This is a genomic window from Hugenholtzia roseola DSM 9546 (assembly GCF_000422585.1).
GTDB classification, from domain to species: domain Bacteria; phylum Bacteroidota; class Bacteroidia; order Cytophagales; family Bernardetiaceae; genus Hugenholtzia; species Hugenholtzia roseola.
On sequence record NZ_KE383880.1, the window covers coordinates 97,480 to 110,275 of the forward strand.

Below are 12,796 nucleotides of genomic sequence, written 5' to 3' on the forward strand. Positions count from 1 at the left end.
TTTGGCTTTATATCTTGAATTTGGTTACTTTTGTGCTATCTTTCTGCTGCATTTTTCGCCCTTGCCCATGAATACCATCAAGACCAACTCTGCGCCTTCGAGTCCGTATTATTACATTCGCAAACGTTTTTTTAAAAACAAGCCTGCTGTTTTTGGGTTGGTAGTGGTTCTCTTGTCGGTTTGGGTTGCGATGTCTGGTCATTTGATTATGCCTGACCCTACTCCGAAGGCAAATCAGGGGGCAGCCGAAATTCGCAAACAACCGCCTTTTTTCAATGTTACACTACTCAAATTCCGCAAACATTTAGCAATAGAAGAAACCTCTTTTATAGAAAGTATCTATTTGGGCGAAGAAAGTCATTACACCATCACGCCTATCAAAGAGTATGGCATTGAGGACGATACACTTTATTTTACGCCTTATGGCAGAGAAAGACGCGCTTTGGGTCTGCCCTTAGTAGAGGCAGTAGAGCCGCTTTTGGTAGGAAAAAGTACGCAACACACACTTGGAAGTCAGCGCAATTATATGCGCAAAGGCGATAGCATTTTCTTTATAGACGTTTCCGACCGCCTACAAAAAACTACCTTAGCCGAAGTCAGGCAAAAATTTGAAGAACAACAGGTAAGTCAGGTTACGTATTGGCTGGGTACAGACCGCTCGGGGCGCGATATGTTGAGCCGCCTGCTTTATGGTACGCGTGTGTCGCTACTCATTGGGGGCTTGGCAGTGCTAATTTCTCTTTTGGTAGGTATCGCCTTGGGAGCGGCTTCGGGCTTTTTTGGTGGCTGGGTAGATGCGCTTATTTCGTGGTTTATGACCGTCATCTGGTCTATTCCAAGTATTATGCTCGTGATTGCGATAGCCATTACTTTGGGTAGCAAAGGGATTTGGGTTATCTTTGTAGCCGTTGGTCTTACCACTTGGGTAGATGTGGCGCGTGTAGTGCGCGGTCAGGTCTTGGCAATTAAGGAAAAGCCTTTTGTGGAGGCTGCACGTGCTTTCGGTTTGGGCAACTTTCGCATCATCTTGCGGCATATTTTGCCCAATATGTTGGGTGCAATTATCGTAACGGCAAGCACCAACTTCGCCTCTGCCATTCTCATAGAAGCAGGACTTAGCTTTTTGGGCTTAGGCGTAGAGCCAGACACGCCCTCTTGGGGCATGATGGTGCATGAGGGCTACAATGCCATCGGCACAAGCAATAGTTGGCATCTTATCATTTTGCCGAGTTTTTGTATCGCCATTTTAGTTTTAGCCTTTAATCTTTTAGGCAATGGAATAGAACAAGCCTTCAACCCCAAGGGCAGTTCTTATGACGGCAAATAGTTTTTGCATTTAAAGATATAACATTTCACGCTTTTTACAATCACGCTCCTTGAATATGGAAGAACTCATCAAATTTGGTTTGCTCTGTTTCACTACTTTTTTTACTATCATCAACCCTTTGGGGGTCATGCCTGTCTTTATGACCATGACCAGCAACCTAACCTCGCAGCAGCGCAGTGCCACAGCCACGAAAGCCCTCGTTACTGCCTTTTTTACGATGGTCGGATTTGCCTTTTCGGGCAATTTGCTTTTTGAATTTTTCGGAATTTCGGTCGCAAGTTTTCGCGTAGTGGGCGGTATTATTTTCTTTATGATGGGTTATGATATGTTGCAGGCGCGTCTAATTCGTACCAAAATGCAAGACGAAGACGCGAAGGCTTATGTAACGGACATTTCTATCACCCCTTTGGCAATTCCTATGATTTGCGGTCCGGGTGCTATCACTAATTCTATTGTCTTGATGCAAGATGCCCATTCTTTTGCTTTGAAAGCGGTGCTAATAGGAGTCATGTTTTTTGTTTCGCTCATTACTTTATTGGTCTTGTTGGCATCGGGCAAAATTTCGCAGGCTTTGGGCGATACGGGCAATAAAATTTTGATGCGCCTGATGGGACTTATCGTAATGGTTGTGGCTGTGGAATTTACGGTAAGTGGCTTAAAACCTATCGTAGCAGGGATTTTAAAAGCTGCCCAATAAGCATAATAAACATCTTCGCTTCTATAAAAGCCTTATCTTATCAACTTTCTAACGAAATAAAATTTGGACTTAAACCCTAAGGGTCTTGAAGACCCTTAGGGTTTTGGGGCATAGGACAAGGCAATGCCTTGTCCCTACAAAAAAAGAGAGATTTTTTCCAAATGCGAAAAAAATTTTAACACAGGAAAAGAAAAAATGGGGCAAGCCTTTTTGCGCTAAAAAGTGGAAAATGTCAGGTCTTGCCCCTATTTGTGCCGTTGAATTAGGAAACTGAAATGGGTAAATTGGTCTTTAAAAGTTTGATGGCAATGGCTAAAAGGATAATGCCAAAAACTTTGCGCAAGACATTTGCACCCGCCTGCCCCAGTTGTTTTTCTATCCAAACACTGCCCTTCAAAACAATATAAATAATCACTAAATTCAAGATTATACCTATCAAGACGCTGCCCTGATTGTATTCGGCACGCAAAGAAATGAGGGTTGTCATCGTACCTGCCCCCGCAATAAGCGGAAACGCCAAAGGCACGATTGCCGAAGTGCGCGAATCGGCAGGGTCGGATTTAAAAATATCGATGCCCAAGACCATTTCCATGCCCAAAAGCAACATAATAATTGCCCCTGCAATAGCAAAGGAAGCGACATCGATGCCGAAAAGCCCTAAAATTTCCTGCCCGATAAAGAGAAAAACAAACATCAAAGCACCCGCCACAATGGTCGCTTTTCCAGCTGCCAACATGCCGCCATTCTTTTTGCGCAGGTCGATAATAATCGGTATCGAGCCTAAAATATCAATTACCGAAAACAAGATAAGCGAAACCGAGAAGATTTCTTTCCAGCTAAGTTCCATACAAGGGCTACTTTTAGAGGTAAAAGAAAGGCGAAGCCGCCTAAAAAAGAGTGGCTTATCGCGATTCGAGTGCAAAATTAGAAAGAGAAAATCGTAGAAACAACCCCCAAGCACAAAAAAAAGTTCGCCTTTTTGGAAAGACGAACTAAGATAATTCTGTAAAAACTTGCTTTTAGTAGGACAAACCAAATTATATTTTTTGGCTTCTTAAAAAGACCATCTTTTATCGCAGGGCTTTATCGCAAATCAATGACTTCTACTTTTGGATAGTTGGCTACATTAAACTGAAAATAACTATCCTTGACCTCGACATTGGTCGTAAAGTTGGTGATTTCGTAGCGATAGCGTCTGCCTGTCTTTTCGAAGACTTCCCAACTGTGCAGGGTCTTGCTTTTTTTATCTATTGCCAAACGGACTTTGAAAAAGCTAAGGTCTTTGTTATCAGGCACTAATTCGATGATTTCGTGTGCCTTTCCTGCCATTACCTTTTCTTCTACAAAAAGATACTTGTAACCTTTTTTATACATAGAGAAAATTTCGGTAGGATTCAGTCCGTCCGATTCGTCGTAATGGGTAATGGTTACTTCGTTGCTTTCTTTGATGTAGTTCCAAACCGTTTTGTGGTCGTTGAAAATTTCTTGTCCTTCTAAAAGTAGGCGGTACTTATCGCCCTTGACCGTAATTTCGCCTTTGAGTGTTTCCTCTATTTTTTCGCCTTTACTAACCAAATGCGAAGCGAAAGCCGCTTTAAAGGCAGGCATTTTTTGGTACTTTACACTCATGGCATCGAGCGTCGCCTTTGCGCGTGGGTCTTGCTGTGCCGAAAGCGAGAGGGTGAAGAGGGTCGTTAGTAGGATTAGAAAGGTAGTATAAAAGGGTCGTTTCATGTCGTTGAAGAGAATAAAAAGTAAATGACTTCGGTTTAATCGTGCGTTTGCTTGCAAAGTTATCAATAACTATTCCAAAACCGACAAAACGCCCTATCGCTCTGGTGAATTTTAGAAAAGGATAGACCAAAATGGAAATTATAGTTTGGCTTTTCTTCTACTTTTTAGCAGGCAGGTAGCTCCTGAAAAGGGCATTAAAAAAGCAACCCCACAAGGTAGGGTTGCTTTGAAGTGAAATGAAAACAAAAAAACAAAACTACAACTATGAAAAACTTATTCTTTTACAATCTGGCGGACGATAAGGGTTTCACCTACTTGAATTTGTAGGATATAGCTACCCAAAGCCAAATCTGCCATCGGAATTTGGAAAGACTCCGTTCCTACGGTCTGATTGTAGAGGCTGCGTCCTGTAACGTCTATGAGTTGTACCTGCGCCTGACCGTTTTGGAAGGCTTCACCTAAGCGTACAAACAAGACTTCACGGGCAGGGTTTGGATAGATGGCAAAGCCTGCAATCGGCGTTTCCTCCTCGCCTGTCGTAATCATCACATAACGCTCGCCGTTTGATTCGATGCTACAACCACTTTGGTAGGTAACAAGGGCTTTATAGCTACCCGACTGTGTAGGCGTGATGCGCTCTTGGTTGGCAAAAGAAGGCTGTTCTGTTCCTTCAAAGAACCAAGTAATGCTGCTTGCAGGAGCTTGCAAACGCAATGCTAATTCTGTTCCTTCCTGACGAAGACGTGCAGTAGGCGTAGGGTTATTGACCAAATTTACACTGCTTGCGGAAGTCTTATTACAAGTAGCCGAAGTGAGATAAGAAAGACGCACCGAATAATTACCACTTTCAGTTACTTCCAAAGTGTTGCTTGAGGTGATTCGGAACACTCTGCCATCTTTGACCCATTCGTAACGAATGTTGGCATTGGAGGCAGAAGCGGTAAGTAGCGCAGTTTCACCTTCGCAAATGTTATTGTCTGAAATTTGAAGGGTAATATTTTCGGGGAAAGTGTTAAGTGTAACCTGAATTGCCTGTGATTCATTGACGCAACCATTTTGCGTTACACGCACCCTATAAGCACCCGAAGCACTTACCGACAAAGTACGCTCCGTTCCTACTACGGCATCATTGAGTAGCCATTCATAACTACCACCTGCTACCTCACGCGCTGAAAGCGAACCCATTTCACAGAAAACTGCCGTTGTGCCTTCTTCTATCAATGCAGTGGGCTTGTAGTTAGTTCTAACTTGAACTGCATTTGAAAGTGCCGTACAGCCATTTAGACTCACTTCTACACGATATAAGCCAGTAGAAGTTGCACCTAACGAAGGCAAGTTGGTAGTAGTGAGGTATCTATCATTTAAGAACCAATTATAAACTGCGTTCTGCACCGCTTCTGCTTCTAAAACAACGCTGCTTTCACAAGAAAGACGAACACTCTCGCCTAAAAGAACTGCATTTGGCGTAGGCTTAATCGTAATAGGGGCAGGAACACGCGCACTTTCATATTTCTGACCAAAAGCAGAAACATAGAAAACGGTAGCATCAGAAAGTGCAGGAGTAGTATAAACGGCATCACCATAGGGAATTGAGCCGTTCATGATAGGCATCGTGGCTGTTTCAGAAACATACCAACGGAATTTGCCACTCACATGTGTACCTTGCGCACGAATCTGACCCGAACCATTCATACACGCATTGTCCAAAATCGTAACTTCGGGAATTTCAGGATACGTGTATTCATTCGCATAAACAGAAGACGAGCCGCCGCCACTGTTAGTGGCTTGCAAGCGATAGGTATAACGTCCGTCTGCCACTAAGTCTGTGTGTAAATAAGTAAGTGCGTTGCCACTAAAAATAAGACTCTCTACACCACCAGGGATAGCCGTTGCATACAAGTTGTATGAAGTTGCGCCAAAGGCTGCACCCCAAGTAAGCAAGATACTATTTGTACCTTGTGCAACAGCCGTAAAATTAAGCGGTGTACCCGGAGGCTGAACGCCACCACCACCAGTAGAGATTACAAACGTCTGCAAGTTGCCTGAAACCGCGCCTACGGTATTAGCCAAAAGACCCGAACTAAAAGCATCGGTAGTGAAGCCATGTACGGCTGCCACATCTAAAGAGAAGTTAAGACCATCTAAGGTATTGTCATTCAGACCTGTAACGAAAACAGAAAGCGTTGCGGTGCTTGCGTCTGCCACAGATAAGTTGCCTGCTGGAATTGTAAAGACGATACTGCCTGCGTTGATAGTAGCCGTTGAAGCTATATTTGTAGCGTTCAAGCGCAACTGCGCCCCTGTTAGTGCCGAAGTAAGGTCTAAGATGCTACCACCTGATAAGTTCACCGTTACGCCTGTGATAACAGTAGGAAGTCCGTCAGTCGTACCCACATCTTCGATGCCAATATTAAGGACGTTCTTGGTGCTGCCGATATTCATATTGCCTGCCACCACCTGTGTTGCAGGTGTTTCCACCTGACTATCTGCATCAGGCGTAAGGGTGCGGAAATTCCACGTGCTATTGCCCGAAACGGCAGCCGAAGGGACGCTATTACAGCTTTGGAACGCACCTGCGGGCATATTGACGTACAAATCCGTATCCAAAGGAAGCGTTACGCTGGGGTCTATCGTGATGACATTGCCATTGACAACTACCTGACCGCTGGTTACATCAATCGTTTCCACTACGCTATTATCCGAAACGCGGTGAATCGTGATATTACCTGTACCCACCTGCATGGGGTAATTGTAGGTGATGCTCAAATTTGTAGTAGGATTAATGCCTGTGCTATTGTCGGCAGGAGAAAGCGCGATAATAGACGCTCCCACAGGACCGGGCGTAAAGCGATAAATCTGACCCGTAGCAGGTTTGGTAGATATATTAGTGGTGTTAACCGTAGAACTTGCCGTAGGGGACGTGCCAGAGTTATTTAGAGATAAATAGACCGAGTTCGTACCACTACCCAAACCAATAGAAGCTGTAGGCGCACTCAAAGCTCCCGCTTGTTGACGGTAAATAAACTCTATCACATTTGTTGTTTCATAGAGTTTGACCTGAAAAGAAATACCTGCTGCTGTTGCGCCATACTGCCAACGCCAGTTCCTAAACTCTATCGTACAAACACGGTTAGGTGCAGTACCCGTTGTTTGGTAAAGAGCAGTACCACCAGCTCCAGAAAGGTCGTCCCATAAAGGGGCTATAAAAGGACGGCGTTGTCCTCCCACAGGGTTAGAAGCCAAATCGTTAAATGCAAAAAAGTTACTCAATAAGGGGTTGAAAGAGATAAACCCGTTAGAAGAAGCTCTAAATTGCGTAAAAGGCACATTTTCATAGAAAAAGGTAAAGCCAATGGGTTGTGCTGTCGTAATTTGGTCATCAGTTTGGATAGTAGTCATAGTATTCCCCCCCACTATTTGCACATACGCACCTGCGCCACCTGAAATGGCTTGAAAACCATAAGAAGAAACCAAAGCACTTGTAGGCGCAGCCCCTGTAGTGAATCGCCAAGCGGTATTAGAGGTAATCCCCGTAAAAGAGCCACCGTTATCGATAGCACCGTTATCTATCAAAACGTAATATTGTGTGTTACATTCTAAAACAGTACTATTAGGGAAAGTAACCGCACCGCCCACAATCGTAGCCGAAGCCACATTTATTGCCGCTACTTCTACGTTATCCGAAACGCGGAAGATGCGTAAAAAGCCCGTTCCTGCCGTTGCAGTGCCGTTGTTCATCGTGATTTGCAACTGGCTCAAAGTAGGCAAAACACCTGTCGCATTGTTCGCAGGGGCATTGATGGTGTAGGGTAGAGGTACGACAATATTTACTGTATAGTCGTGCGTTTCACCCCAACCTCCTCCGGGGTCACAGGAGTTTGTGGGGGAAGAGTTCCACCTTGTCATCACTCGTAGGCGTGTTGTGGTTGGAGTTGCAGTAAGTGGTATTGCGATTGTGCCGGCAGTTGCTCCTGCACCAGCAGCAGAGGAATACAAAAGTTCCCCTGCATCTTCAAAAGAATCATTGTTGTTGAAGTCAATCCAAATTTTAACGAACTGACCACTAAACCCATGTGTAATGTTAAAGTTATAGGTCTGTCCTACCGTCAAGTTGCCTGTTTGAGCAGCCAAAGCTGTAAAATCACCATAAGCACCCGCACTACAACCCGTTCCTAAATGGTTAATCCCTCCACCTGTAAGGGTAAAGCTATCGATATCGTCGCCTGAGGTGCAGCCACTCGGATGACTGGGTATACAATATTGCCCCTTAACCCCAAAGGGTATGGTAGCTAAGAAAAGCATCCAGATAAGGGCTTTTAGTTGTAAAAAGGTTTTCATAAAGAATTGAAGGGTTTTGAAAAGGAATAGAGAAATTTGGCTCGTTGTATGATTCGGTGAAGTTGTAGTTTTTCCAAATGAAAAGAAAGTCTTTGCCGTTGAAAGGCGAATATTTCCCTATCCGAGCCTCTGTAAAGTTAATAAATCTTTACTTACGAAAAAATTTTTCCTCCGCTTTTTTTCTTCGCAAACCCTAAAAAGTGTAAAAAAAGTAAGACTTTTTTAGAAAAAGCAAATGCTTTCATGAAAAAATGCAAAAGAGCCGTATTGAAAAAGTAGGCGGCTATTGTATGCTTTTTACAGCCCCAAAAAAAGTTAGCCCTGCAAGACTACTTCAAAGCTATTAAAAGCCATTTCGTCGGGGAAGGCTAAGGCGATTTTGCCAATTTGGGTCAGTTCTAAGATTGCCAAAAGATTAAAGACCAGCCAAAAGCGCGTCGGTTTTTCGGCTATCAAATCTTGAAAGGCGAGCCTTTTTTGAGTCGTTAGTTTTTCTAAAATTAGCTCCTTTTGTTCGCTTACAGTATAAGGATAGGGTACGATACTTTTAATGCGCGTTTGGCGCGATTCGTACTGTTCCATCATCTGCTGATAGGCGCGAAAAAGTTTGTAGAGGTCGATGTCTTGCATATCTAATTCTACCGCCTGCTGTTTTGCCCAATGTGCCAGTTCCTGCTCCAAATTGCCGCGCTCCTGCCGTGCAAGCATCATATCTTCCAAATCGGAAAGGTGCGCAATCAGGGGTTTAAAGCGTTTGTACTCCAAAATTTGCTGCACCAATTCGGCTCTTGGGTCTATCGGATTGCCTATTTCATCTATTTTGGGGCGTGGCAAAAGCATCTTCGCCTTAATTTGCATCAGTTGTGCAGCCACCAAGACAAACTGACTGGCTAACTCGATGTTCATCTTCTCTAATTGGTGCATATAGTCCAAAAAGTCGCGCGTTAGTTTTGCGATAGGAATATCGTGGATATCTAATTCGTCGCGCTCTATGAAAAAGAGTAGCAAATCAAAAGCCCCTTCAAAAATGGGCAGCCGCACTTCATACGTCGTCATATTCAGCCTAAAAAAAAAGCCCTGACTATCAAATCAGGGCTTGCATGTAATATTGAATAGGGTTTAAGTTATATGTTTCCAAATTTGACGCGCAAATTTGATTTCTAACTTAACAAATTGAGCGAGAGACGAGGCTCGAACCCGCGACCTCAACCTTGGCAAGGTTGCGCTCTACCAACTGAGCTACTCTCGCATTGTGTTGAAAGCTATTGAAAAACAAAAGTTATTTTCATTCGCTTTCTTATTATCCGACACCAAGACCGCATTTCGCTCTCCGCTTTCGGATTTGTACCAAGAGCGGGGGTCGAACCCGCACCGCCTTGCGGCGACAGGATTTTAAGTCCTGCGTGTCTACCAATTCCACCATCTCGGCAACCGACTTTCACAGTAGAAAGTCTTGTTTTTATATTTTCAACCTTTAAAAAAGGCGAAAATTATAGCTACATTTATCATTTGAGCGAGAGACGAGGCTCGAACCCGCGACCTCAACCTTGGCAAGGTTGCGCTCTACCAACTGAGCTACTCTCGCATTGTGGCTTCAAAAGACTTTTCTATAACTTTTTTCCTATCTAAAACGTCTCTTTCGAAACTGTTTTCTGTCGGAAAAGCCGCTATAAAATTGGCTTTATCAGTGTTTCTTTTCTGTTTTATTTTTCTTTTCTGTATTGCCGTTCTGAATACGAGTGCAAAGTTACGGCAATTTTTCGAACCTGCAAATCTTTCTCGAACTTTTTTTCGCTTTTTTTTCGCAAAAAGTTCGAAAAGGCTCATTTTCAGGCGATTTGGTTCTCATTTTTTTTACAATTTTTGCGATTGGATTTTCTTGGGAAAGTGAAACCCTAAGGGTCTTGAAGACCCTTAGGGTTTATTAGGCGTTGCCTTCTTTTGATTGCGTCGGAAGATAGTTGTAGCGCGAAGCTGGAACTTCGCGCTATAGGTCTTTATTTCAATCTTTTTCCCTAATTACAAAGAGGGCAGGCGAAAAAAAAACAACCGTCTTATTTTTTTTGCGTAAGAATTTGTGTGCTTTGAGAAAAAAACGTATCTTAGCCCAAACTAAACACTTTATCAACTTTTTCTATTATGAAAGACCATTTTCAGATTGTTAGAGATTATCTCTTGGAACTTGGCTATGATATTACTGCCGAAGATGCAGAGGAGCAACTTTTCATCATCAATGACGAAGACGAGGGTATTCGTAATATGGTCATTGATTGTGAAGACCCCATCTTGATTATCGAGCAGTTTATTTTAGACCTCAAAAATGTAGAAGGCAATGTTTTGAGAGAGTTGCTCAAAAAGAACCGCGAAGTGGTGCATGGTGCGTTTTGCTTAGATGATTCGGGCAACCGCCTACTTTTCCGCGACACCTTACAAATAGAGAACTTAGATTTGAACGAATTAGAAGCCTCCATCAATTCGCTCAAACTCTTGATGGCGGAATATTCTACCCAACTTATCGCCTTCAATAACTTATCTGTGATGGCATAGGGGCGCGAAATCGTTTTCTTCCCAAAGATAATCGCGCAAAATCGCCTTGTCTTTCCTTGTTTTTCACCTTTTATCACCTTTTCCAACAACTATGAGCATCTTCAAACGACTTTTCAACATGGGGAAAGCAGAAGCACACAGTGCCATCGATAAGCTCGAAGACCCCATTAAAATGACCGAACAAGGCATTCGCGACCTCAAAACAGACTTAGACAAAAGTTTGCAAGGATTAGCCGAAATCAAAGCCTTAGCCATTCGCGCACGCAGAGAGCATCAGCAAGCCTTAGAGCAGTCTAAAAGTTATGAGCAAAAAGCTATTTTATTGCTACAAAAAGCACAAGCAGGGCAATTAGAGCCTGCCGAAGCCGACCGCTTGGCTTCGGAGATGTTGCGTAAAAAAGAAGAGGCACAAGCCACTGCCGACCGCACAGGCAAGGAAGCCGAGCAGCACGAGCAAAGCGTTGCCCGCATGAACCAAAACATTCAGACGCTCAAAAGCAAAGTTTCTTCTTATGAAAATGAGCTTCGCACATTGAAGGCACGCGCCAAAGTAAGCGAATCTACCAAAAAAATCAATCAGCAATTAGCGCAGGTAGATTCCAGCGGCACAGTAGCCATGCTTGAACGCATGAAGGAAAAAGTAGCCCAGCAGGAAGCCTTAGCCGAATCTTACGGTGAAATTGCACAAGTCAATAAGACGGTAGAAGACGAAGTAGATAAAGTCTTAGGACCGGGTTCGGGCAGCACTTCGGCTTCGCTTTTGGAATTGAAAGCCAAATTGGGATTGGCACAAAACGCCACCCCTGACGCAAGTCAAGACCCAACTACGCCTCCCCCGACGGTATAAGCCCTTCGCCTGCCATCTTTTAGAGGCGAAACCTTTGATAGTTTTCACTTTCATAAAAAAGAGAGGCTATCAAAGGTTTTGTTTTTTGTTTGCTTTTGCAATTTTTACCCTGCTCCTTATGTCTAATTTGCACCTAAAAGCTCAAAACTGTCCCAACTGCCAAGCCGAGCTACCGCAAGAGAGCAAGTTTTGTCCGCAATGCGGTCAGAAAAATGCAGACTATCGTGCTTCCCTACGCGAATTGATGCACGATTTGGTAGGTAGCCTGTTCAATCTCGACTCTCAATTTTTTCGGACACTGCCCTCCTTTCTTTTGCGCCCCGGTGAGCTAACTTGGGCTTTTGTCAGGGGAAAGCGTCAGCAATATGTTCACCCTGTGCGCCTTTATTTGGCTTGCAGCCTGCTTTTTTTCTTCTTTTTCACCAAAATACAGATGCCCATTTGGGAAGAAACCATCAAAAAAGCCAATCGCGTCGTATTAGAAAAGGAAACGGAAATAGATTCTCTTTTCAAAAACATACCCAAAGAGGCGCAAATAGAATTTTCGCAAGAGTTTTCGGATAGCCTTTCCCAAATTCTTGATACAAAAGGCAAAGAAAAGACCATCTTGCTCGATTCTAACCAAAAAGAAATAGCTAAACTTGTTTTAGATTCGCTCAAAAAGCAACAAGAAGCAGCTAAAAAAGGACAAAAATTTGTACTTAACCTTTTTGACGAAAGCCAAATAGAAGGCGAAATGAGCAAGGTCTTATATTGGATACAACAACCAAGTTATACTGCCGAACAGTTGCTCGACTCGCTACAAGTCAATCCGAAAGAGCGCACTCCACTGCTTAGGCTCACTGCCGCACAAGTCTTGAAAATTGGGCGCAACGATTTGACCATCTTTCTGACCGAAAGCATCAATAATGTCCCGCTGCTGACCATTTTCGCCCTCCCTTTTTTGGCTATGTTATTAAAAATTTTATACATCAGACAACGCTATTTTTTTATAGAACACCTAATTTTTGTGCTGCATCTGCAATCTATCGTCTATGTGATGCTGATGTTTATCGTCTGGGGGGCAGCCTTTTCTTTGGCAAGTGCGATAGCGGTTATGATGTTTTTTGCCTTTGGCATTTATGTTTTTTTGGCGTTCCAAAAGGTATATCACCAACATTGGTTTAAGACTTTTATCAAAGCCCATCTTTGGTTTATTGGCTATACTTGGGTCGTTTCCATTTTATTTTTAGTAGATATTTTGTACTCTTTCTATACTTTTTGATACAAAAAATGGCGCAACGTTTCAATTTCGCCTTTCTAACTT

Annotated in this window: 9 protein-coding genes and 3 tRNA genes; 5 read left to right on the top strand and 7 right to left on the bottom strand. The window is 43.3% G+C overall.

Annotation, left to right across the window (positions count from 1 at the left end):
- Position 1: 1 nt before the first annotated feature.
- Both G500_RS0112615 and G500_RS0112620 read left to right on the top strand, forming a co-directional pair.
- Positions 2-1,327, top strand: coding sequence for an ABC transporter permease (locus G500_RS0112615; protein ID WP_245574487.1), 1,326 nt, complete (start codon positions 2-4; stop codon positions 1,325-1,327).
- A gap of 55 nt (positions 1,328-1,382) precedes the next feature.
- Complete coding sequence (locus G500_RS0112620) at positions 1,383-2,024, top strand: MarC family protein (RefSeq protein ID WP_027002816.1); 642 nt, start codon at positions 1,383-1,385, stop codon at positions 2,022-2,024.
- Positions 2,025-2,286: 262 nt separating this feature from the next.
- Here G500_RS0112620 and G500_RS0112630 read toward each other — a convergent pair whose 3' ends face one another.
- The 7 genes from G500_RS0112630 to G500_RS0112665 form a co-directional block, all read right to left on the bottom strand.
- A complete protein-coding gene (locus G500_RS0112630) occupies positions 2,287-2,871 on the bottom strand; it encodes a MarC family protein (RefSeq protein WP_027002817.1) in 585 nt (194 codons plus the stop codon).
- A gap of 236 nt (positions 2,872-3,107) precedes the next feature.
- Positions 3,108-3,758, bottom strand: coding sequence for an outer membrane lipoprotein periplasmic chaperone LolA1 (gene lolA1 / locus G500_RS0112635; RefSeq protein ID WP_027002818.1), 651 nt, complete (start codon positions 3,756-3,758; stop codon positions 3,108-3,110).
- A 273-nt stretch (positions 3,759-4,031) separates the two neighbouring features.
- Positions 4,032-8,096, bottom strand: coding sequence for a GEVED domain-containing protein (locus G500_RS0112640; RefSeq protein WP_027002819.1), 4,065 nt, complete (start codon positions 8,094-8,096; stop codon positions 4,032-4,034).
- A gap of 315 nt (positions 8,097-8,411) precedes the next feature.
- Positions 8,412-9,152, bottom strand: a complete 741-nt coding sequence (locus G500_RS0112650) for a segregation and condensation protein A (RefSeq protein ID WP_035757363.1) — start codon at positions 9,150-9,152, stop codon at positions 8,412-8,414.
- A gap of 120 nt (positions 9,153-9,272) precedes the next feature.
- Positions 9,273-9,345: transfer RNA gene (locus G500_RS0112655), tRNA-Gly, on the bottom strand.
- A gap of 96 nt (positions 9,346-9,441) precedes the next feature.
- Positions 9,442-9,525 (bottom strand) — tRNA-Leu (locus tag G500_RS0112660).
- Positions 9,526-9,608: 83 nt separating this feature from the next.
- Positions 9,609-9,681: transfer RNA gene (locus G500_RS0112665), tRNA-Gly, on the bottom strand.
- 554 nt (positions 9,682-10,235) lie between these two features.
- On the opposite strand from G500_RS0112665, the gene G500_RS0112680 reads away from it, so the two are divergent.
- The 3 genes from G500_RS0112680 to G500_RS0112690 all read left to right on the top strand — a co-directional run bounded on the left by G500_RS0112680 (position 10,236) and on the right by G500_RS0112690 (position 12,754).
- Positions 10,236-10,643 (top strand): YbjN domain-containing protein, encoded by a 408-nt coding sequence (locus G500_RS0112680; RefSeq protein WP_027002822.1) that lies wholly within the window; start codon positions 10,236-10,238, stop codon positions 10,641-10,643.
- Positions 10,644-10,734: 91 nt separating this feature from the next.
- The gene (locus G500_RS0112685; RefSeq protein ID WP_027002823.1) at positions 10,735-11,490 is read left to right on the top strand and encodes a PspA/IM30 family protein; all 756 of its coding nucleotides are present in this window, start codon (positions 10,735-10,737) and stop codon (positions 11,488-11,490) included.
- 118 nt (positions 11,491-11,608) lie between these two features.
- Positions 11,609-12,754, top strand: a complete 1,146-nt coding sequence (locus G500_RS0112690; RefSeq protein WP_161626137.1) for a DUF3667 domain-containing protein — start codon at positions 11,609-11,611, stop codon at positions 12,752-12,754.
- The last annotated feature ends 42 nt before the right edge of the window (positions 12,755-12,796 follow it).

Bases quoted from the DNA above. Each gene is read 5' to 3' on its own strand.
- G500_RS0112620 (WP_027002816.1), top strand. From the start codon at position 1,383: ATGGAAGAACTCATCAAATTTGGTTTGCTCTGTTTCACTACTTTTTTT.
- G500_RS0112630 (WP_027002817.1), bottom strand. From the start codon at position 2,871: ATGGAACTTAGCTGGAAAGAAATCTTCTCGGTTTCGCTTATCTTGTTT.
- lolA1 (WP_027002818.1), bottom strand. From the start codon at position 3,758: ATGAAACGACCCTTTTATACTACCTTTCTAATCCTACTAACGACCCTC.
- G500_RS0112640 (WP_027002819.1), bottom strand. From the start codon at position 8,096: ATGAAAACCTTTTTACAACTAAAAGCCCTTATCTGGATGCTTTTCTTA.
- G500_RS0112650 (WP_035757363.1), bottom strand. From the start codon at position 9,152: ATGACGACGTATGAAGTGCGGCTGCCCATTTTTGAAGGGGCTTTTGAT.
- G500_RS0112680 (WP_027002822.1), top strand. From the start codon at position 10,236: ATGAAAGACCATTTTCAGATTGTTAGAGATTATCTCTTGGAACTTGGC.
- G500_RS0112685 (WP_027002823.1), top strand. From the start codon at position 10,735: ATGAGCATCTTCAAACGACTTTTCAACATGGGGAAAGCAGAAGCACAC.
- G500_RS0112690 (WP_161626137.1), top strand. From the start codon at position 11,609: ATGTCTAATTTGCACCTAAAAGCTCAAAACTGTCCCAACTGCCAAGCC.